General features: G+C 55.0%; 22 protein-coding genes. 9 read left to right on the top strand and 13 right to left on the bottom strand.

The window, feature by feature from the left end; all coding sequences use genetic code 11:
* Positions 1-39 precede the first annotated feature (39 nt).
* Entirely contained in the window at positions 40-501 is a 462-nt protein-coding gene (locus KP004_RS03305) for a hypothetical protein (RefSeq protein ID WP_216800964.1), read from the bottom strand.
* A gap of 243 nt (positions 502-744) precedes the next feature.
* Entirely contained in the window at positions 745-1,176 is a 432-nt protein-coding gene (locus KP004_RS03300) for a GSU0071 family protein (protein ID WP_216800962.1), read from the bottom strand.
* Positions 1,177-1,699: 523 nt separating this feature from the next.
* Between KP004_RS03300 and KP004_RS03295 the strand changes: the two genes are divergently transcribed.
* A complete protein-coding gene (locus KP004_RS03295) occupies positions 1,700-2,014 on the top strand; it encodes a hypothetical protein (RefSeq protein WP_216800961.1) in 315 nt (104 codons plus the stop codon).
* Here KP004_RS03295 and KP004_RS03290 read toward each other — a convergent pair.
* Both KP004_RS03290 and KP004_RS03285 read right to left on the bottom strand, forming a co-directional pair.
* On the bottom strand, positions 1,980-3,026 hold the full coding sequence (locus KP004_RS03290; protein WP_216800959.1) for an acyl-CoA thioesterase: 1,047 nt from the start codon (positions 3,024-3,026) through the stop codon (positions 1,980-1,982). The two genes, KP004_RS03295 and KP004_RS03290, sit on opposite strands and share 35 nt — an antisense overlap.
* A 273-nt stretch (positions 3,027-3,299) precedes the next feature.
* Entirely contained in the window at positions 3,300-4,175 is an 876-nt protein-coding gene (locus KP004_RS03285; protein WP_216800957.1) for an OmpA family protein, read from the bottom strand.
* Between the two features lie 478 nt (positions 4,176-4,653).
* Here KP004_RS03285 and KP004_RS03280 point away from each other — a divergent pair, with 478 nt between their 5' ends.
* Positions 4,654-4,839, top strand: a complete 186-nt coding sequence (locus KP004_RS03280) for a hypothetical protein (RefSeq protein ID WP_216800956.1) — start codon at positions 4,654-4,656, stop codon at positions 4,837-4,839.
* Positions 4,840-4,954: 115 nt separating this feature from the next.
* Here the strand turns inward: KP004_RS03280 and KP004_RS03275 are convergent, their stop codons facing one another.
* Complete coding sequence (locus KP004_RS03275) at positions 4,955-6,133, bottom strand: MFS transporter (protein WP_216800954.1); 1,179 nt, start codon at positions 6,131-6,133, stop codon at positions 4,955-4,957.
* A 545-nt stretch (positions 6,134-6,678) separates the two neighbouring features.
* Here KP004_RS03275 and KP004_RS03270 point away from each other — a divergent pair.
* On the top strand, positions 6,679-7,083 hold the full coding sequence (locus KP004_RS03270) for a hypothetical protein (protein ID WP_239026915.1): 405 nt from the start codon (positions 6,679-6,681) through the stop codon (positions 7,081-7,083).
* A gap of 757 nt (positions 7,084-7,840) precedes the next feature.
* Here KP004_RS03270 and KP004_RS03265 read toward each other — a convergent pair.
* Positions 7,841-8,470, bottom strand: coding sequence for an acetate uptake transporter (locus tag KP004_RS03265; protein ID WP_216800952.1), 630 nt, complete (start codon positions 8,468-8,470; stop codon positions 7,841-7,843).
* Positions 8,471-8,847: 377 nt separating this feature from the next.
* On the opposite strand from KP004_RS03265, the gene KP004_RS03260 reads away from it, so the two are divergent.
* From KP004_RS03260 to KP004_RS03240, 5 genes are all read left to right on the top strand, one after another.
* Entirely contained in the window at positions 8,848-9,294 is a 447-nt protein-coding gene (locus tag KP004_RS03260) for a MarR family winged helix-turn-helix transcriptional regulator (protein ID WP_216800951.1), read from the top strand.
* A gap of 237 nt (positions 9,295-9,531) precedes the next feature.
* Complete coding sequence (locus KP004_RS03255) at positions 9,532-10,371, top strand: epoxyqueuosine reductase (protein WP_216800950.1); 840 nt, start codon at positions 9,532-9,534, stop codon at positions 10,369-10,371.
* A 552-nt stretch (positions 10,372-10,923) separates the two neighbouring features.
* Positions 10,924-11,562, top strand: coding sequence for a hypothetical protein (locus tag KP004_RS03250; protein ID WP_216800949.1), 639 nt, complete (start codon positions 10,924-10,926; stop codon positions 11,560-11,562).
* Positions 11,563-12,796: 1,234 nt separating this feature from the next.
* Positions 12,797-13,261, top strand: coding sequence for a very short patch repair endonuclease (locus tag KP004_RS21440; protein WP_216800948.1), 465 nt, complete (start codon positions 12,797-12,799; stop codon positions 13,259-13,261).
* Complete coding sequence (locus KP004_RS03240) at positions 13,248-14,558, top strand: DNA cytosine methyltransferase (protein ID WP_216800946.1); 1,311 nt, start codon at positions 13,248-13,250, stop codon at positions 14,556-14,558. Before KP004_RS21440 ends, KP004_RS03240 begins: the two co-directional genes overlap by 14 nt.
* A gap of 77 nt (positions 14,559-14,635) precedes the next feature.
* Here the strand turns inward: KP004_RS03240 and KP004_RS21385 are convergent, their stop codons facing one another.
* Both KP004_RS21385 and KP004_RS03230 read right to left on the bottom strand, forming a co-directional pair.
* Positions 14,636-15,790, bottom strand: coding sequence for a BsaWI family type II restriction enzyme (locus KP004_RS21385; protein ID WP_216800945.1), 1,155 nt, complete (start codon positions 15,788-15,790; stop codon positions 14,636-14,638).
* Positions 15,791-16,034: 244 nt separating this feature from the next.
* Positions 16,035-16,718 (bottom strand): DUF2845 domain-containing protein, encoded by a 684-nt coding sequence (locus tag KP004_RS03230; protein ID WP_216800943.1) that lies wholly within the window; start codon positions 16,716-16,718, stop codon positions 16,035-16,037.
* A 292-nt stretch (positions 16,719-17,010) separates the two neighbouring features.
* Here KP004_RS03230 and KP004_RS03225 point away from each other — a divergent pair, with 292 nt between their 5' ends.
* Entirely contained in the window at positions 17,011-17,277 is a 267-nt protein-coding gene (locus KP004_RS03225) for a DksA/TraR family C4-type zinc finger protein (protein WP_216800941.1), read from the top strand.
* A gap of 212 nt (positions 17,278-17,489) precedes the next feature.
* Here the strand turns inward: KP004_RS03225 and KP004_RS03220 are convergent, their stop codons facing one another.
* The 5 genes from KP004_RS03220 to KP004_RS03200 all read right to left on the bottom strand — a co-directional run bounded on the left by KP004_RS03220 (position 17,490) and on the right by KP004_RS03200 (position 19,961).
* Positions 17,490-17,744, bottom strand: coding sequence for a DUF2442 domain-containing protein (locus KP004_RS03220; protein ID WP_216800940.1), 255 nt, complete (start codon positions 17,742-17,744; stop codon positions 17,490-17,492).
* Between the two features lie 39 nt (positions 17,745-17,783).
* A complete protein-coding gene (locus KP004_RS03215) occupies positions 17,784-17,921 on the bottom strand; it encodes a hypothetical protein (RefSeq protein ID WP_239026913.1) in 138 nt (45 codons plus the stop codon).
* Between the two features lie 41 nt (positions 17,922-17,962).
* Positions 17,963-18,532 carry an ATPase gene (locus KP004_RS03210; protein WP_216800937.1) on the bottom strand — a complete coding sequence of 190 codons (570 nt, stop codon included), beginning with the start codon at positions 18,530-18,532 and terminating at the stop codon, positions 17,963-17,965.
* Positions 18,533-18,849: 317 nt separating this feature from the next.
* Positions 18,850-19,401: a hypothetical protein gene (locus KP004_RS03205; RefSeq protein ID WP_216800936.1), complete on the bottom strand. Its 552-nt coding sequence runs from the start codon at positions 19,399-19,401 to the stop codon at positions 18,850-18,852.
* On the bottom strand, positions 19,398-19,961 hold the full coding sequence (locus KP004_RS03200) for a DUF8812 domain-containing protein (RefSeq protein ID WP_367620763.1): 564 nt from the start codon (positions 19,959-19,961) through the stop codon (positions 19,398-19,400). Before KP004_RS03200 ends, KP004_RS03205 begins: the two co-directional genes overlap by 4 nt.
* Between the last annotated feature and the right edge of the window lie 546 nt (positions 19,962-20,507).

Genomic DNA, 20,507 nt, shown 5'->3' with positions numbered 1-20,507 from the left:
GGCCTTTTCATTGAAAATCGTTTTTGTGGTCTATGAACCCTATTTGTTGTGTCCCTTGCCGTGCCCCTTGCCTTTCCCTTTGCCCGGGCCGGAGTCTTCGTCCCCGCCACGCCCCATTGGTTGACCGGTCAGGCGGAGGTCCCCCCTCTTGAGGGCGTGGAATTCGGCAGAGCCGGGCTTGATGCCCAGTTCCTTGGCGATGGCGCCCCAACCTTTCTTCTTGTTGGGCTGGTACACCTGGTAGACCTGGTCCACGGGTTTACCGGAGTACTGTCCCAGCTGGAACAGCATGAAGGCATCCGCCGGCTCGGGGACCGATTGCAGCACCATCTGGACCTTGGCCGTCGGCACACCGAACTGGGCGCTCACCTTGGCGGAGAACCCGTTCATGTCGGCGCGGGCCTGGACATTGAGGCTGGAGAGGAACGAATCCAGACTGGCAAACGCAGTCATGGGCACAACAAGAACAAGAATCAAGCTGAGAAGAATCAGGCGTTTCATGTTTCCTACCTCCATCGTTGGGATGATATGCCGCAACAGGCAGGGGACACTATACCTAACCTTAAAACCATTTGCCACAGAGAACATCTGAGAAAATCCGAGAGAAGCAAAAGATTCAAGGGGTAACCCGAACGGCTGTAAGGGTTTCAGGTTTTCTCAGACGTCCTCAGATTTTCTCCGAGCCGTCGCGCTAAGGCGCTATGGCCCGCAAGCGTGGCCAATGGTTTGCTTTTTTGGTTTCTGTTACTGCAGCGTTTCCCGTTGCAGGAACTCGGCGAATTCGGTGAACACCGCCTCGCGCACCGAGTGCTGCTGCCAATTCCTGATCAACTGCCTCATGCACTGCAGGGCCCCGATCAGCCCGGCGGAGGTGCCGCCCGCGATGAGGGCGCTGGTTTCACCGGAAAAGACCATGACCAGGCTGGAGATGAGAAGTACCAGGCTCGTCAGCAGCAGCGGCAGTTCGACGTGCTTGAACGGCGAGCGGAACATGTGATGGACCGAGGAGTACACGGAAGCGTGTGCCTTTACCAGCTTGAGGTACCGCTCCAGTTCCGCGCCGTTGCAGCGCGACACCGCGCGCAGGTAGAAACGGCGGCAGGCCTCCCTGCTGCTGGTTGCCATGCGGTCGCCGTAGTAGTGTTCCAGTTCGACATCGATCGTGTAAGTGTCCATCTCGAGCCCTCGATTCTGCTCCGTCAGTAAAGCAGTGATAAAGTGGTGTGTCCGTGAAATAGCATGATGTATACCAACCGGACGGGCACATCCCAAATGTGCGGCATCACGTGCGGCAGTGGTGAAACCACCGCGCGGTAATGCTCAAAAATGTCGCAAGATGCGCAACTTTAACACAATGGCGTGTTCCAAGTCCTCTTAAGTTTTCCACAGGAGCTTTTGTTAAGAGGGGCATTCCCCGTCTCTAAAACCGATCTCGCACGCCGGCCATTTCGCGAAACCGCAAAGCCCGTCTCGCAGGATTGCAAAAATCCCCCGTCCTCCCCATCCTCCCCATCCTCCCCATCCTCCCCATCCTCCCCATCCTCCCCATCCTCCCCATCCTCCCCATCCTCCTCCACCGCGCCGCTTCAGTTTTCCCGTTGACAAAAACCGCCGGACAATGTTATTGAAAACAACATTCAGTTTCCAAACGCCGAAACGCCGTGACTGGGGGCTGCGCTGGTTCACACAGGGGGGAACGATGTGCATAGCGGTTGTAGGCAATGAAAAAACGGTAGGGTGGGACTGGATGACGGCGGCGGCACGGGCGGGTTTCGACCTGCGCATGGTGCATCCGGATCTGGTCGCGACACTGGAAAGAATGGAGGGGGTCGACGCGCTGGTGATCGCGTCGGAAGGCGTTTCCGGCGAGGTGCAGGAGCGGGCCGTGCAGATCGCCTGCGCCCGCGGCATCCCTTCGATGTGCGCAAGCTGCGAAGCCGCCCCCTTTTGCCACGCTAAATCTTTGGCGAACCACCTTTCTATATCAGGTGGATGTGCCCCGACAGTCCCTTGAAGCTCCGCTCCGCTTCCAAGTACCTGGCGTCTTCGGCGTAGGTGGTGGGGTAAACAGCCGGCACCGGCTTGTGGCGCAGCTCCCGGTCCACGTTGACGAAGGTGAACAGGCACGAGTTGGACAGCGCCTTGCTGGTACGGTCGCGGCTGATGCGCTCGATGTTGGCTTCCACGCAGATGTAGCTGCCGCAGGTGAACACGACGCGGCTGGTGTAGTGCAGCTTGTCGCCCATGCGCACCGGGTGAAAGAAGTTGATCCGGTTCACCGCCGCCATGACCGACCGGTCCGGCGCAACCAATTCCGAGCAGATGGACGACAGCTCGTAGGCCCGCCGCACCAGGTAGCCGCCGAAGATCTTCTGCGGCACGTTCTCGAACTCCGGATACATCCTCTCCCACGAATCCGCCACCAGGCGTCCCGCCAGGAGCCCCTGGAACCCCGGCTCGTCCTGCGCCGTGTGCAGCGCGGCCAGCATCCGGTACTCCTCGCTGCTGGGAGGCTCCGAGGTGAGCGCCTGCTGCTGCCGGTACTCCTCCCGGCGCGCCCCCGCCTTCCGTGCCCGAGCCTGTTCCCTTTCCGTTATGTACTCCAGAGGGGGCAGGGCCACGCTGACCGCCCCCTCCCCCATACCCGAGCGCGCCACCATGGTGAAGTAGCAGGAAGCCACGTGGTTCGCCGGTTCGCCGGGCTGCTCCACGCGGATCCCGATCACCAGCGACGACCGCCCCACGTGGTTGATGCGCGCCTCGCAGACGATGTCGCGGGTCACGTCCGCGACGTGCCGGACGATGATGTTGTCGATGGCCGCCGTCACCACCCGCGCCTCGGGGTAGAACCGGTTCACGTACCTGAGCGCCGTCTCCTCCGCGACCTTGTCCAGGATCTCAAGGAGCATCCCGAAGCGCATGTTGCCCAAAAGGTCCTCGTCCACCACCATGAAGCGGCGGCGCAGCGGGAGGTCGTCGGCAAGCGACAGGGTATGAAGGAAGGACGTTTCCGCCGGGGTCGTCATAATGAAACTCCTTAGCGTTCCGAGTTAACGATCTTCCCTTAGTTGTACCACCGTCTTCAAAGCCTGAAAAGCCGAACACGGAGGACACCGGGGGAAAAGGAATGTCTTGTTTCTCCCTTGAAGTCGCCTTTTCTCTCAGCCCCCTGTGCACCTCCGTGTCCTCTGTGGTGAGCCTTTTGTGCCGGCAGAGGAGGAAGGCGCAACCAAATCAAACAGGGATGAAGGGGATGGGGTGCGCCTTTTTTGCGTCTTTGCGGCTTTGCGTGAGCCGGGTTATTCCTTCGCCACCAGCACGATTTCGATCCTGCGGTTCTTGGCGCGTCCCTCCTCGGTGTCGTTGGACGCCACCGGCTTGAACTCGCCGTAGGCCACCGCCCCGAGGAGTGCCGGGTCGAGCCCCTGCTGCTGCAGGTAGCGGGTCACGTTGATGGCGCGCGCCGCCGAGAGTTCCCAGTTGGTGGGATAGCGCTTGGCGAGCTGCCCCACGATCTGGACGTTATCGGTGTGCCCCTCGATCCTGACCGCCTTGTCCTTCACGGTCTTCAGGATGTCGACGACCTTCTGCAGCACGACCAGCCCCTCAGGCTTCACCTCCGCCTTGCCGGAATCAAAAAGCACCGAGTCGACCATGTTCACGGTCAGCTTTCCCTTCAGCTCCGAGATGGTCACCTGTCCCTTGGCGATCTCCCCCTTCATCTGCTCCAGGAGGTCGCCGTAGGTCTTGCTGGTCTTCTGGACTTCCTCCTTCTGCTTCTGCAGACGGGCCACCTCGTCCTTGAGGCGCTTGTTCTCCGCCTCCAGGTCGGCCGTCTTCTGGGTCAGGTCTCCCACCTTCTGGCTCAGCTCGCCGATCTTCTGGTTCTTGGCGTCGGACGTGGATTTGAGTGTTTCCTCCAGCCCCTTCTTGTCCGCCATGAGTGCGTTTTTCTCGCCGGTCATGGCGGCCAGCTCCGTGGTGAGCTTCTTGATGTCGTTTTTGAGCTGGTCGTTTTCGCCCATGAGGATGTTGTACTGTCCCCGTTGCTCCTGGAGGCTCTTCTCCAGGTTCTGGGCCTCGAGCTCCTTCTTCTGGTAGGTGCCGCTCGTCACGCAGCCCGACAGGGCGAAGCACACCAGCACCGACAGACAAAACAACAGATTGCGCTTCATACAGTTCCTCCTTGAATCGGATTCATTCCATGTAGACAGTGAACCATTATGGCTCGGAAAGTTGATCTTTCAACAAAAATCCTCTCGCGGTCTCTGTCAGAGACCGCTGCATTGAGTGTCGACGTTTCTTTACCTTCTGCCAGAAATGCTGCGGGCTGCAGCGAGCTCATCCACGAAGCATTACAGAGCCTACGTCTTTGCGGGGGTTCATCTGGGAATTCGGGGGAGCCATAAATAGATTGTGACGAATACGGGGAATTGGGTTGTGGTTTAGAACCGTACCTGTTTTTCCTTGCGCCTTTGCGGCTCCGCGTCTTTGCGTTGAGGCTTTGCGCCGCAGCCGATACTCACAGGCGAGCACAGCCCAAAGCACAGCGCCCCCCTCGCGTCCCCCCTTGTAAAAGGGGGACAGAGGGGATTTTGAACCTTTCCTTTCAGCCATGCTATACTTGTTGCAGAGAGAAAGGAGGTGTCGGCTATGAGAGAGATGAAGACGCCGATGACGCCGAAGATGAAAGTCATGATGGAGCGGGAGCGGAGCGGTAAGAAGTCCCTGGTGCCGCCCAAGCACGAAATGATGATGCGGCGTGAGCCCAACCACAACGTCCACGTCATCACCCATCATGGCAAGATCCACTCCGGTCGCAAAGGCCGCAGCATGTGATAGCTGAATCAGCCACGCCCCGCGTCTGAGCGGGCATAAAGCTGGCACCCATCCCGGGGCCAGCTTTTTTCATGCCCCCGTCTCGCGAAGTTCACCCGGGCATTTGCCTCTACCTTCACCGCCGCGGCGCATGCCTCAGAAAGAGAACCGCAAGCATCGGCAGGGTCCCCAAAAACGCGTAGAAGAGCAGGTAAAAGCTGTGCCCGACGCCCCCCTGGTCCGCGAGCTTCCCCACCAGGGGGCCGGTGACCACGAACAGGAGCCGGAACGATACCGACTGCAGCGACAGCGTCGCCGCGCGGTTGGCGCTCGCGGACTCGCGCTGGGTGTGGGCGAGCATCATGGGCCCGCGCAGGCCGCGCATGCAGGTCAGGAGGTAGTAGAAGAGAAAGCCCCAGATCCCGCCGGCAAGCCCCAGCCCCAGGTAGCCAACCACCACCAGCAACAAAAAGAGCAGGACCATGCCCCGGTCCCCCAGGCGGTTGTGCATCCGGTGGCTGGCGAGGGCGCACACGGCCACCGTCAGGTTGGCGCCGGCCCAGACCGGTCCGAACCAGGCCACCGGCACTCCCGCGTGCTGCATGTAGGGCTGGATCAGCCAGACCGGGTAGAAAGACGCCACCCCGAGCACCGTATTGAGCAGGATGGTGTAGCGCAGATGGCGATTGTCGAGGAAGGCGTAGCGGGCGGTGGCGAGGGCCTCGGCGAGGTGGGAGCGGAGCGGGGCGTGTGCCCTCGGGGACTCCACCAGTTGCCTGGTGACCAGCAGGCCGGCGCCCCACACCGCGACCTGGAGGATGAAGGGGAGTCTCGGCTGGAAGGCGTAGATCACGCCGGCCAGGACCGCCCCAGCCGCCTCGCCCGCCTGGGCGAAGCCATGCATGCGTCCCTGGTGGCGCGCGTAAGACTGCTCCTCCCCCTGTGCCCGCAGCGTCTCGAAGAGGAGCGCGCTATCGGAGCCGCTGATGAAGGAAAGCGACATCCCCAGGATGATCTCAGCCAGCAGCACCGTAGCGAACGAATCGGCCCAGATGTAGATGCCCCAGCCCACCATTCCCAGGACGGAGGCGATATTGAGCGCGCAGCGGTAGCCGAGCCGGTCGCTTACGTACCCGGCCGGGTAGTCGAGCGCGAGCGTCGCCACCGAGAAGATGCTCTGCAAGAGCAGGATCTGGGTGAGCGACAGCCCGGCGTGGTCCTTCCAGAAGAGCGTGATGATCGCCATGGGGAACAGCGTCATCTGCAGGAAGGAGAAGAGGTACAGCTTGCGGATGTTGTCGGAGAGCTTTCCCATGACAGCATCCGTACCCGCTACCGAAGATTTTTGCAAGGCCAAATGCCAACGTCACCTTCTATCTCACGCAAAGCCGCCAAGTCGCAAAGGCACAAAGAACAGCTAAAAACATTCAAACAGGGATAAAGGGGATAAAAGGGATAAATCGAAACCTGTAACGTAAAGGCTCAAGACGCAAGATTATGCGGGGGTACCCAATAGTCCTTTGTTTCTCTTGGCGTCTTTGCGTCATTACGTTAAAAATCAGCTTTTCCGCCTCTGTGCTTTTGGGTCTAACCTAAAGCATTTCCTCACGCAAAGCCGCAAAGGCGCAAAGATTAACTGTCGGGGACCCTATTGTTGTTGGTTCTCTTAGCGTCTCCGCGTCTCTGCGCCTTTGCGTTAAAGCCTTTGGTGTTCCGATTGTCAATTGTCAATTATCAATTGTCAATTGAACGCCCCTCCTGCTACTATGTCGGCGCTCCAGAAAACGGTGGGCAACGGGGGATCGATTGAAAGAAACGGACAGGGTAATGCCATCTGGCGATGATAGGAAAAGGAGTTTCGTGCTGGTTCCGCTGACCGGCATTTACCTTCTGGCCATGCTGGTGACCCTCACCGACCTGGGGGGGAGCTTCCCCTTCATGGGGCGGCTTTATTCAGGAGACAAAGCCGAAGAACTGATCTTCGCCAACTGCATCATCTCGTTGTACCTCATCGTCGGGATATTGAAACGGCAGCGGCTCACCCTGTGGCTGCTGATCGCCTATAATTTTATAGCCAGCGCCAGCGGCATGGCGAACCTCCTCATGCTTCCTTTGCAGCAGGTCGTCACATCCACCGGAGCCCTCGTCCCCGACTATGGCTACCGCATCACCGCCTTCAGCGTTTTCCTGTTGTTCCTGCTCCTCAACGTCTTCCTCTACTTCCACCGCGACCGCTTCGACAACAAGTCCATTTATCTTTGGTAGAACCAAACCAAAAAAGCAGTTACGCAAAGCACGCCGAGTATCCGCAAAGAACCGGAAAAAAGGACTTCAGAGGGGTAAAACCCTAAAAAGCCTCACTTACCGCCCTTCGCGACTACTTTGAGTTCTTTGCGTAACTGCTTTTGAAAAGCTGTACACCAAACAAAAAAGCAGTTACGCGAAGCACGCCGAGTATCCGCAAAGAACGGGAAGAAAAGACTTCAGGGGGTAAAACCCTAAAAAACTTCTCTTACCGTCCTTCGCGACTACTTTGAGTTCTTTGCGTAACTGCTTTTGAAAAGCTGTACACCAAACAAAAAAAGCAGATACGCAAAGCACGCCGAGCATCCGCGAAGAACGGGAAGAAAAGACTTCAGGGGGTAAAACCCTAAAAAACTTCTCTTACCGTCCTTCGCGATTACTTTGAGTTCTTTGCGTAACCGCTTTTGAAAAGCTGTACACCAAACAAAAAAGCAGTTACGCAAAGTACGCCGAGCATCCGCGAAGAACGGGAAGAAAAGACTTCAGGGGTAAAACCCTAAAAAACTTCTCTTACCGTCCTTCGCGATTACTTTGAGTTCTTTGCGTAACTGCTTTTGGAAAGCTGTACACCAAACAAAAAAGCAGTTACGCGAAGCACGCCGAGTATCCGCAAAGAACGGGAAGCAAAGATTTCAGGAAGTAAAACCCTAAAAAGCTTCTCTTACCGTCCTTCGCGACTACTTTGAGTTCTTTGCGTAACCGCTTTTGGTTTTGCGCCTTAAGCCTTAACCTTCTCAGCCGCGAGCACCCCTTCGGCTGCCGCACTTTCCTTGATCCACGGCTCGCCCACCGGCAGGTTGATGCCGGACTCGGCGTAGACCGCTACGGTCATCAGGTACAGGGCGGAGAACGCGCAGACCAGCAGGTCGTAAGCGGCGAAGGTCCCGGCCAGAGCGCTGCCGGTGAATTCCTTCACGTCCAGCCCGATAAAGCCCAGCAGCAGGGTGAGGAAGATGAAGGCGAGCGTCGCGTGGTGCTTCATCGAGGCGATGAAGAGGATGAAGGTGAACACGGTCCAGGCCACCAGGTAGAAGCCCAGGTCGTTGGCGTTGAACGCCAGGGTCGGGTACGCTTTCACCAGATCCGCGTTCTTGCCGAAGATGATCATCAGACAGAGCGAGATCCAGAAGGCCCCGTAGCCGGTGAAGGCACAGAAGCCGAAGTTGTTACCGGTCTTGAACTCCATCAGGCCGGCGATCATTTGCGCCGTCCCGCCGAAGCAGAGACCGAGCCAGAGCACGGGAGCGATACCGCACCAGCCCAGGTTGTGGCATTGCAGCACGAATGTCGTCAGCCCGAAGCCAGCAAGACCGACTACCGCAGGATTTCCCAGTTTCACATTACTCATTGTTACCCTCCTGTTTGCATTGCGATATCACGTCGCCTTCCATTCTGTATACGCAATATCCATACCGCCACCGCCCGACCTGCGCCCCGCCCAAAGAACGGTAAATTTCCGGGCAGTTACACTGCCACCGCCCCATGCCGCGTCCAGCCTATTATTTGCAGATCTGCAAATGAAAGAACGCCCCCCCTGCGGCCCCACCGGCGAAAGCGACGCCACTTCGCCACGTTGCATCCGCCTCGGCCATTTGCCCACCTTTTTCGCACAAATGCAAAAATGGTTCGTCGAATATCCGGTCGGGCTTTACTTTTCTCTGACGATCCCACGTCTTTCAAACAAAAAAATTGACATCGCGACACCGTTCATGTTGTATATGCAACATGAACATTCCAGGGAAGTCCGCAAACGAGATTGCCGAGCTTGTTGCAGCACAGTGCATAGCAGGCCGGGCCAGGCGTCTGAACCGCGTCATCACCGGCCTCTACGACAGGGCGCTGCAGCCGCACGGCATCAAGATCAACCAGGCCAGCATTCTGGTGTGCCTGCTGACCATCGGGGACGCGAGTCCCGGTGAGATCGGTGCGCGCCTGCAGATGGAAAAGTCGACCGTGAGCCGTACCATCGACCGGATGGTTAACAGCGGCTGGATCCAGGTGTCAGGGAAGGGGCCGGGACAGACCGTCCGGGTCACCGAAAGCGGCAGGCAGCTCATGGTGGACTGCCATGAACAGTGGCAGGAAGCCCAGCAACGCGCATTGGCGTTGTTAGGCGAAGAAGGCGCTTCTTCCCTCAAGGCCATCGCCGATCGTCTCAGAGTAAACTGCTGATTTTTTGCGGATCAGAAGGGACTGGCTCCGTCAGGTGCCTGTCCCTTTAGCGGAACGCCCCTTTCAGCCCAGCCAACGGCCAGAAGCTGAAGGGGACAGGCACCTAGCGGAGCCAGTCCCCTCCGTCGCTAATCGGCATTTTTTTTGTCCGCAAAGTTGCATATACAACATCGCAAAGCTTTGCGCTTTGCCGCTTGCGCCGACGTCTGTTTTTCGGCGCGTTAAATGGAGGGTGAAATGAAGGAGCTGATACGGGAAGTGATCACGCGTTCGATCATCGACCACAAGGGGAACTGGTCCGACTTACTGGCGAACCGCTACTTCGAAGAGCCGCTGGTGAATTTTGCCGGCGGCGACGATCCGATCTTCGAGGAGTTCAAAGAGATCATCGGTCCCTGGCACAAGACGCCCCTGGAGGCCTATGAAGCCGTGCACGGCGAGGAGAGCTGGCGCGGCGGCACCGTGGTCAGCTGGGCGATGCCCTGGAGCAAGGCGCTACGGGACAGCAACCGTCGCTGTACCGATCGGCCGTCCGTCGAGTGGACCAAGGCCTACGACCTGTGCGCAAAGGTGCTCCAAAAGGAGGTACGGCGAGAACTCTTGCAGGAGATGGAGCGGCACGGCGTGCGTGGTGTGGCTCCGGCCGATGCAGAGTGGTTCCGCATCATGGACGCCCCCGACGGCAAGACCTCCCCTTGGTCCGACCGGCACGTAGCATACGCGGCAGGGCTTGGCACCTTCGGCCTGAACAGCGCCTTTCTCAGCGTCAAAGGGATGGCCATCGTGCTCAATTCCGTTGTCATCGACGCCGTACTCGATCCGAACCAGCGTACCGCCGAGCACCATCGCGCCGACTGTCTCCACTTCAAAACCGGCGCCTGCGGCGCCTGCATCCGCCGCTGCCCCGCACAAGCCGTCTCAACAGCAGGACACGACAAAACCCGCTGCATGATCTTCGGCTACGGCCCCGACTCGGTCCGCCTTGCCAAAGAACGTGGTGTGGAGGGCCCCGCCGGCTGCGCCCTGTGCCAAGTGGGCGTCCCGTGCGAAGCCTGCATCCCTGGCAATCGTCACTGAGGTATGAAGGATGTCCCCGGTTGCCCGGGTCGTAAAATCAGGAGGACGATGTTAAGAAGATTGGGCTCCATTTCCAAGATGTGGAGGCCGAGAGGAACAAGGGGGGACGAGGATCTAAAAACTGGTCGTTAGTCGCAGGAAGGAGAAAAGGAGGCAGAAGAAGCTATAGCCGTTCGGAAGTACATCTGCAGGAAAAGCAACAAGCCTATGCTTGAGTTAGCTCTTTCGTGGCCATCCTCACCGGCCCAAAATCGATACCTGTTTTTCCCGCTGCAAGGCCTGTCTTTTTGCCCACGCTGAAACCATCAGGAATTACAGCCCGTTGCAGGATCGAAAACAAGACCTAGCTGCGAAAATTCCGATGATGTTTTCAGGTCGGACGGATGATGCTACCTAAGCGGCGGCCACGATCGGAGGCGTGAGGCTCATGAACATGCCACGTTGCCAGAAATAATGCGAATGAGCTTGGCCCGCAGTTGAGATTTAAGATTAAAGATTTACAATTCACTGCATCGGCGGAAGCTATATAAGCCAAAGGAGGTGATTGCTCGGATGATCAAGCTCAAAACCACCTTTTCGAAGAACGCCAAGCAGGTACTTGATGTCGCGCGCAAAGTGAACACAAACCTGAACAACAGTCCCCTTTTCCAGGTCAAGACAGCGGAATTCAGCCAAGACCTACAAAGGCTGGGGGAAGGAATCGACCGCCTGCAACGAGCTTGCGACGACGCTCAAAGCAGGGACTCGCAGAAGATGGCGTATAGGGACAAGGTGCGGGATGAGGTAGTGGCAATCCTGAAGAGATTGGTAATGCACGTGGAACTTGCCGCCAACGGCGATGTCGCCATGCTGCAGAATTCAGGGTTCGAGATCTCCCAGGAGAAATCGAGCAAGCCGCGCTTCACCCACCCGCTTCCTGCACCTGTGCTCACCGTGAAGCACGGAACTTTGAGCGGTGTCCTCGTTGCCAGCGCGAAACCCGTACCAGGCGCAGCCAGCTACGAATTCCACATCACCGATACCGACCCGACCGTAGCGGCAAACTACAGTCCCTTCGGCACCTTTGCCCGTGGGACCAACATCAACATCCCCGGCCGCACACCCGGCCAGACCTACTCCGTGATCGCCCGCTGCATCGGAACAGCCGGCCCCGGTGTCTGGTCGCCTCCCTTCAGCATCATCTCGCTGTAAAGCAGCCCACAGGAGAACACCGAAAGCCCGACCGGGATGCCGGTCGGGCTTTACTATTCTTCTCCAGGCTAACGGGACCTCGAACGCGACTCCCCTGCCCCCTGAATGCGAGACATGAAGATTCCCGCCATTACCTTTCTGGCCATTGCCGTTTCGGTGCAGGGGTTCAGCATTGGTGCGGCACATCCCTCCCGAAAGCAGGAGCCTCAACGCGCCATGCCACATCCTCCCCAGTCCCCTTGCGTTTCTCCCTGGTAAAAGGAAAGGAGCGGCAGTCACAGGAAGTCACCTACCTCGATCCCAAGACCGTCGTCTTCAAAATTGCGAAGTCTGGGACCTGCAGTCGACATGAGCACGGGAAAGCCAGAATCGCGGCTTTCTGGTGATTAGGAGCAGAGACGGATGAAAATGAGGTAGGAGAAGCAATTGCCGTGCAGGAGTACACCTACCGCAAAAACAGCAAGTGCACCATCAGTTTTTGGATAGATGAAGGAGAGTGGACACAGGCAACAATTCGGGAATCAACGGAGTGTAGTCCCGGCTGTTACCTGTCAGAAGAGTCGATGTATCTGAGAAAACAGTAAAACGGCCCCTTCAAACCTCCCCCGCCGCGGTGATCGATGCCGTGCTCGATCCCGGCCAGCATCCACCCGGCATCATCGGGGCGACTGTCCGGCGCCTGCATCCGCCGCTGCCCCGCATAAGCCGTCTTAACTTCAGGCCACGACGAAACCCGCTGCATGATCTTCAGCTATGCTCCCGACTCAGTCAGTCTTGCAAAAGAACGTGGAGTGGAGGCTCCTGCCGGATGTGCCCCCTGCAAGGTAGGAGTCCCCAGCGAAGCCCGTAACGCGGCTGTTTGTACCTGAGGACGAAAGCGAAAGTACCCACTGCAATTTTGCTAGTTCAAATATCTAAACATCAAGGTCCCACAGGGTTGCCAGGACGGCCCCCGGTTGCCTCTGTTGCCACTTACCCCACAGCGTTATATGGTTCTTATCCACACCTTTTCAATGGATTTCACATCGGATTTCTGCTATTCCTTCGAGGACACAAACACCTCGTACCGGCACCAGGAGCATCTACACCTAAACCCAAAATACCACAAGCCGTGTTCAGTTGTCACCGACGGCACCGCAAGGACGCAGCCAAATGCGACATTTCCTGTCACGTCTGGTTGCTATGCTGTCTCCTACCGTATTGCACCATTACTACCCTCATTATCCACTTCTAAATGGAGTTTGCCGGCTGCGTTTGGTATTTTCAAGGCATGGATAGGATCAGTAAAGAGGCCCGCAGCCGAAACATGCAAGCGATTCGCAGTCGGAATACTGAAATTGAGATGACTCTCAGAAGAGCCCTGTGGGCGTCTGGGATACGAGGGTATCGTCTGTGCACCCAGAGGATCGCAGGAACCCCCGATATTGTTTTCACTAAGCAAAAGGTTGCCATATTTGTCGATGGCTGTTTTTGGCATGGCTGCCCGATTTGCTATAGGAAGCCCAAAACGAACTCTTTTTTTTGGGAGAAAAAGCTTGCGTACAACAAAGCACGTGATCTTCATAACACGACACAACTTACGGAAGAGGGCTGGGTTGTCATCAGATTTTGGGAACATGATGTAAGGAAACAGCTAAATTTATGCATCAGCACAATAATTACAGCTATAAAAAAGGAAGGTACTGTTGAAATCAATTGATCTTTTCGTTGGCGCTGGAGGATTAACCGAAGGTTTTAAGGCAGAGGGAGTGACATCTTTATATGCAAATGATTTTGATAAACACGCTATAAAAACTTTTGGCAGAAATCATCCAAATACAAAATGTAATAGTGATCCTATAGAGAGTCTTCATCCTGCAAAAGTTCGCGAAGAACTCGCGCTTAAACGGGGGGCATTAGATATCCTCTTGGGGGGGCCTCCTTGCCAAGGATTTTCCACCTATGGGAAGCGTGATCCAGGCGATCCAAGAAATCAGCTATATCAACACTTCCTTAGCTATATTGAAGAGTTTAGACCAAAGGCGTTTGTTATGGAAAACGTCACCGGCATCCTTACCCTAATGGATGGAAAAGTAGTTGATAACATTCTTGAGGAAACGGAAAAAATGGGGTACGCCACGAAAGTTTTCGTACTGAATGCTGCCAATTACGGTGTCCCTCAGAGCAGGAAAAGGGTGTTCATAGTTGGTGGTATTGACAAAATGGCAGTTAAAGAGCCTAAGCCTACCCATGAATACTTGAACGGTTCTAGCAGTGAGGAAGACCGCAGTGAGCAATTGTCGTTCTATGAAATACCGAAAAGGGACAAGCTGCCTCCTGCGCTGACAGTGCGAGATGCTATCTCTGACTTACCTCTCGAAGTCCTGCTACCTAAAGACACGCATGTCACGCTGCCGTACCCGCCGATGGTGCGCCCATCTCAGTATCAGACAGAAATGCGAAGCGGCTCTGACGTCATTCTGCATCATTCTGCAAAGCAGATGCTTGCCATAAGACGCCTCAGGCTTGCACTAATGAAGCCCGGAGATTATGGTCGCGAATTACGAGCTAGACTTTCCGAAAAGCTCTTTGAAGAAGAACTCATTAATGAGCTATTAGGCGGAAAAGGTTTACGTAACTTAGACGGTTGTCGGCGAGAAGACATCGAAAAAGAGATGGAACTTAGGCAGATGCTAGATAGCGGCCTACTCGACATGGAGGCTTTCTTCAAGAAGTTTGATGCGGGCGGTTTTGCTAATAAGTATCGAAGACTAAATTGGGACTCACCATCTCATACATTGGTAGCTCATATGGCAAGAGATTGTTCTGATTTCGTTCATCCAGAGGTAGATAGGTTCATTTCTGTGCGGGAGGCGGCGCGATTGCAGTCATTCCCAGATACCTATTATTTTGATGGCTCCCAATTTCAGCAATTCAAGCAGATAGGTAACGCAGTCCCCCCCAAACTTGCCGCTGCTTTAGCTAAAGAAGTTACAACGCATCTTAACTATAACTAGTCGCACACGAAGCCATTGGGGGGAGCAAAAAAGTCGTTCCGTAATTGGAGCGACTTTTCTATTTATGATGGTTAGAGTCAGAGCTTATGTTTCACTTTGTACTGTTGCCACGCCTCAATCACTTTCTGTGGCAAAACGTCATCTTCGTCAAACTTACAGACATAAATCCTTTTGCCGCTAGTCGTTTTTTTCTTACTAGGTACACTCCTCAGATTGTAGCAAAAGCAGGCATCAAAGGAACCATGTTCCTCGATGTATCTCCGTTTGTCTGAGGGGTTTTCGTGTGTGCCGAGCTCTCCGCGGTTGATTAGATCTCCTGCCGGCGGTGGAAAGGATTTGGCATCAAACGTAAAGAGCAGGCTCGTCAGGCCACTACGCATCATAGCTTCGCTGCAAGGAACGTCATCTGACACCCTCTCAGCAAACGAAGCTTTGCAGTGAATGCCACCGAAAATGTAACGTTTCCTTTCTATTACGCCATAAAGGCTTATGTCAAGTTTAGAATCCCCCACAGTACCCGCTAACCCCATTTCTGCCAACGCAGCGGCTTTTTCACCACGGCTCAGTAAGGCCTTTATCTCTATGCCATTCGCGGCAAGGCGGTCAGCATAGTGCCTTGCAACGAAAAGTTCGACCGCCTCGCCACCTGCCCTTACCCAACTCTGCTCAGCGTTGGTCTTAGTGTACTCACGTAGATAGAGACGGTACACGATGTGGTGGTATACATCACTAGGATTAACCGCCGGAAGCAACTCAAATGCTAGCTGGAAGGCTTTGCAGATCGCTTCTCTGTTCATAGTTTTTGATTTGTGGTTATTCAACTCTTGAAAAATTGCTGTAATTTCTTTCTCCACAATTAGGTAATCATGGGGCTTGGCATCTTGCAAAAAGACTATTTTCTTTTCACCTTGCCATGCCATGATGAGATTTAGACCTCCATGTACCTCCTCGACATGGCCAGGCAAAGGCAGGGCGGGTATGTTGCCAGGACGTTCTTGTGCGACCCAGCCAATCTCCCGGAGGAAAATGAGAGGGTCAGCCCTCAGTGCTTTAAGCCAATCGAACAGCTCAAGAATATCTAGCCTTCGCTCTCCCCCCTCAACTTTAGCAACGTAAGACTGTTGCTGCCCAAGAAGTCCTGCAAGAGTTCTCTGAGTGACCTTCTTTTCAACACGGACCCTCTTCAACTGCTCAACAATAATTACGTATCGGGAATCATATATAGTCGTCATGACGCGCAATATTGCACAACACATCAAATATCCCAAAACAGGATATCTTCTGTGGCCCGGCACCAGGTTCTGAAATATAACAGGCACGTAGACACAACGAGAGGATTGGGGAGACCACGGAGAATTCTGAGGGACCGATATATGCGGCAGGCGGGAATCGGGCGGGATGAGGCGTGGGCGAAACGGGTACGCCTCCCAGTTAGAGGGTGTCGGCACTCAGGTCTACGCTCCGTGTCGCGCACAGTCAATAACCGTGGTCGAGGCTGAGGACTTTGGTGACGCGATTGCTGCGGTCAAAACAGACCCCTTGCATAAATTCATTTGGGCCGAAGTTGTACACCCAGATCTCGGGGCAATCCCTGTCACCGCCGAATCGGCCGGCAGGCTGTGCGCACTTCTCTAACACCTCTTGCCTTGAGTCACCTTTCGTAGCCAGGCCGTTATTGCATCGGCACGATTCAAACACATTCATTCCTGTATGCGCCTTTGCCGCCGCGTTCATGGCAATTACAGCGAGATTTGGCGGTGGTGAGGCCTGTACAGGCACATTCACCTTCTGCGTTACTGGTGGGGACGCTGCCGGGGAAACTGCTGAATGGTCTGGCACCGGGGCTGTCTGAACAGGGGCTGATTCGTTTTTTGCCTGGTACCTAGCGGGTACGATTACCACCTCGTTTCCATTTTTGTCGGTGTAACGCTCGTACCCATCCGAAGTCGCCTGTGGAACCGGTTGTTCAACTTTTACCTTTGCCGGCTGTATAGGATTCACTACAATTGGAGCAAGTGGCGGAGCAGGGTTTCCGACTCCAAAGATCAGACTGGTGAGGTTGACGTTGGGAAGCGCTGAACCTGCCACGACTACGAATATTACAATGCCTAATACATTACCCAAAGCACCGCTCATCTTTGATTCGTGTCTCACTGCCATACACGGTCCTCTCCAGGCTCACTATTGGAGGTGGCATACCTCTGAAAAACGCATTTGTTATAGCAAATGCTGAAGTTTTGAGAAAGACTTTAAATTAGAACACCCCAAACCATTGGCCACGGAGAAAATCGAGGAAATCCGAGAGAGGCGAATGGAGTCTGGGGTCAATGGGCCAGGGCATCACTGGGTGGGCTCCACCGGATTCAAACCCAAACAGGGGAGGAAGGAGTATACTGAGTCGGAGGCCAATCGGCCTTCACGTGCAGTCATATGAGAAACAGAGGAACAAGCCATGGCGGTTGGATGGTCGAGAGATGGAGCGGTCCAGGAACAGATAGATGCCACGGTGGAATCCGCAGTCGAACGGGCTAAGAGTCGTCTGCCTAAAGGCGAAAGCCTCACCCATTGCGAGGAGTGCGAGGTTCCTATTCCTGAAGCGCGTCGCAAGGCAATTCCAGGAGTTAGATACTGTGTTGGCTGCCAATCAGAGCTTGAAAAGAAGGAGAAGGCAGCAGCCCTCTACAACCGGAGAGGTAGCAAGGATAGCCAGCTAAAGTGAGTGGTGCGAATCAGGTGGGATGAATCGTTGGCGTAAGGGGTACGCCTTCCAGGTAGAGGATGTCGGCACGTAGGTCCGCATCGTTGTCCCAGACCATAAAGGCTCGGGGTCAGGTCTTGAAATATAAGGTGCGACGTGAACTGCAGCGAGAGGATTTGGGAAGAGCCACGGAGAATTCTGAGGGTGCATCTAAAGGCTACGGCAGGCGGGGATTAGGTGGGATGAGTCGTGGACGCAAGGGGTACACCTTCCAGGTAGAGGGTGTCGGCACTCAGGTCGGCATCGTTGTCCCAGGCAACGAAGTAGCCACCATTACGGGCGGTTTTGAACATTGCGGCATCTTCCAGCCCTCGGAAGGCCTCTCTTTGCAGCAGGGGACTTACATCGTATCTGCGGACTTCGCTGTTTGCGAAACGGACATCAAGAGTCCAGTCATCATTTACACTGATCGAGGCGATCTTTCTCACCTAGTCTGATCCTTTGGCTTCATTACGTGGAGCAGACCGTCATTCCTTGGGTTCGGCTCTCGGTGCATCGTCACCAGTCAGGACCGCTTTGCCGTCCTTCCAGGTCACAGCGTACTGCCCCAGTCGTCTCTTCTTCTCCAGCGCCTGCGCTACCGCCTCCTTGAGGTTTTCCAGCACAAGCTGAGCTTCTGTAGATGCAGTACTTTTTCTGGTCGCATTCATACAACAGTCTCCCCTTGCAAAAGTTGATAATATTCCACGTGGAAAACCTCTCTGGTCTCACCAATCTGTTCAAAGACCAGCACTGGCGCCTCACCGTCGTTCATAAAGCAGAGGCAACGATCTACGCGATGGCCAAATACGTTGAACAAATTATTCAGACTGCGTGAGAATCGTCGCTGGATGTCTGAAGCCGGAATGTTGTGCCCGCCGTGCGTGACCCGTTCTGTTACACGCAGCGTCGACATCTCAACATTAGGAAGGGCAAGGTACAGCAATTCGACCCGCCACGCGTCGGCGCGTAAGCGTTGGAGCAACCGCAGATAGGTTCGACCTGACAAGGTGGTTTCGAAGGAAAAGTCCTCACCTTGTTCTATGCGATCCTCTATCTCTTTCAGAAAGATCCGGCTCGCTGCCACCAGTTCTCTTTCTGGAGCAAGCGGTGACAAGCCGGCAGCGATTAGGTCGGCATTGATGAAATAGCTGCACCCCACTCTCGGCAGGTGCCCCAACGCGAAGGTAGTTTTACCTGCTCCATTCGGACCCGCAATAATCCAACAAGTTGGCATCGTCTCCTCTTTTTTTGCGCCGCTTGAGGGCGCTGCCTCCTGCGGTTCCTCGCGGTATTCTATCCCAGCGCCTACAACTGGTAAAGGAATAATCTTTTGGCGCCTTGGCAGACAAAAGAAGACAACATGTTGCAACGCTCAAGGAAGAGAGGGGTAACTTTCGGCGGGGGGCGGCGCCAGGTCTTGAAATATAAGGTGCGACGTGAACTGCAGCGAGAGGATTTGGGAAGACCACGGGGAAAGCTCGCGGTCTGGGTGCCCGGTCTGGGTGCCCACGCTCCTTATAACTCGCCTGCGCCGAGTCTCTTACAATGTCCTCATGGAAGCCTGCGCTTGGTTTTTCGGTCCAGGAGCAATATCGTGTTATCGTACCATCGCATGGCGATCTTGCTTCCCGACAGTTTGGCTATCCAGTTATACCCCTCAGGACCACGTGGGTCGTCTGGACCTACATGCCCTTTTCCGCAGGTGACCCACAGGACTTCAATGGACTTGGAAGTATCCAGAGGAAGAGCGAAGCGGTTTTTCCGCGAAATCAGGTCTCGGGTTCGAAGCATTGTGCGGTCGATAAGGGTCTCCATAGTCATAATCTCTGTGTTCACGACAGGATTTCTGCAATTAACCTTTTCCGGCATCTTGGCCTGCACGTTCTTAGTGGTGAAGGTGATCAGACTTCCCATCAGATCTGCATCATTGTAGTTATAGTGAGGGGTTCTCGTTAAGGTCTCATCAAGACGCACTCCCGTTACCCGCCATGCGCCGGCTAAGAATTCTATCGGCTTCGTTTGAGCCACCGCTTTCACAGGCAGGAATAGAAGAACGCATACCCCCAGAACAAGATTGCTGGTGCTCTTTGGGATTCTGTTCATATATACTTCCCACGGAGGTACAACTGCGTCTCCCTTTTTCTTCTTTTAACTAAACCATTCAACACCTTGCCTCCAGATTTGTTGGCGGAAGTTATGAAACACATGGCGTCACCAATTCTTCCTTCATTTATACAAGATGCTACTTTTCTAAAACATCCACCAGGATTATAGGAAAAACTGACAAGTGCATCGTACTCATGCTGTAAAAGTGGAACCCGTATTCCTTGTCTTACTACCTTCTCATAGCTCGGGAGTATCAACCTTAACAACGCTATAGACTGTTGCTCACCAAGCACTAGCATCTTGCGGTGCGACAACACGAAAGATTCAGCTGCCTCCCCAGAGAGGCCCGCGCCACACGCTGCCTTTGCACTCAGGTCCCGACTAACCCCTATTTCCTGCAAGTCTGTTAACACTTGCTGCTTTGATCTTGTCTTCATGTCATAACCAGCGCCCAGAGTCACTCCACTTGCGCCACCAGGCCAATGTAAGCGTTCTGAAACATCAGGAGCATACTCCTCGCTCCATATGAACCTGACACCGTCATCTGAAATTCGCATGCCCAACGGCAGCTGGCTTCCTATACGAGAACCTTTGTAGTGACTCGGATTCGTTTTGACAGCTCTGGCCGCTACAGCCTCAGGTGTAGCGTGGTCATTTACGCCAAGCGGCCCCGGGGTAGGCCGTGGATAAATAATAGGAGTATTTGGCGCGGCAGAATCATTGTGTCCGAGCGGACCGGGAGTAAGGGACGGGCGTTGAAAAGGGTCACGTCTTAGGTGGGGTTGATCCGAATTGGCCATAGTCTCACCTGAGTGCGGGAAAAAATTAAAATCTACCCACCAAACTTCTCCTGTCAAGATCTAAGCACTTAGGAATGGAAGACCGGACGTCAGCAGCCAGCCCCCACCTGGATTGAAAAGCGGATGCGAGAGCGAGTCGACGACCTGATGCAGGATTAAATGTGTGCGCTCCTCGGTGCCACCTGGCACCGGTGTCCGGAATGTGAAATGACCGGGATGTCATTGCCGTTGACAACGGAACTAACAGTTCTACCATTACTGAATGGAGGGCTTGCGACAACACCGCACGAATCATGACAATGT

It is taken from the genome of Geomonas oryzisoli (assembly GCF_018986915.1).
Classification (GTDB): Bacteria; Desulfobacterota; Desulfuromonadia; order Geobacterales; family Geobacteraceae; genus Geomonas; species Geomonas oryzisoli.
This window is presented reverse-complemented; position numbering and strand designations above follow the sequence as displayed.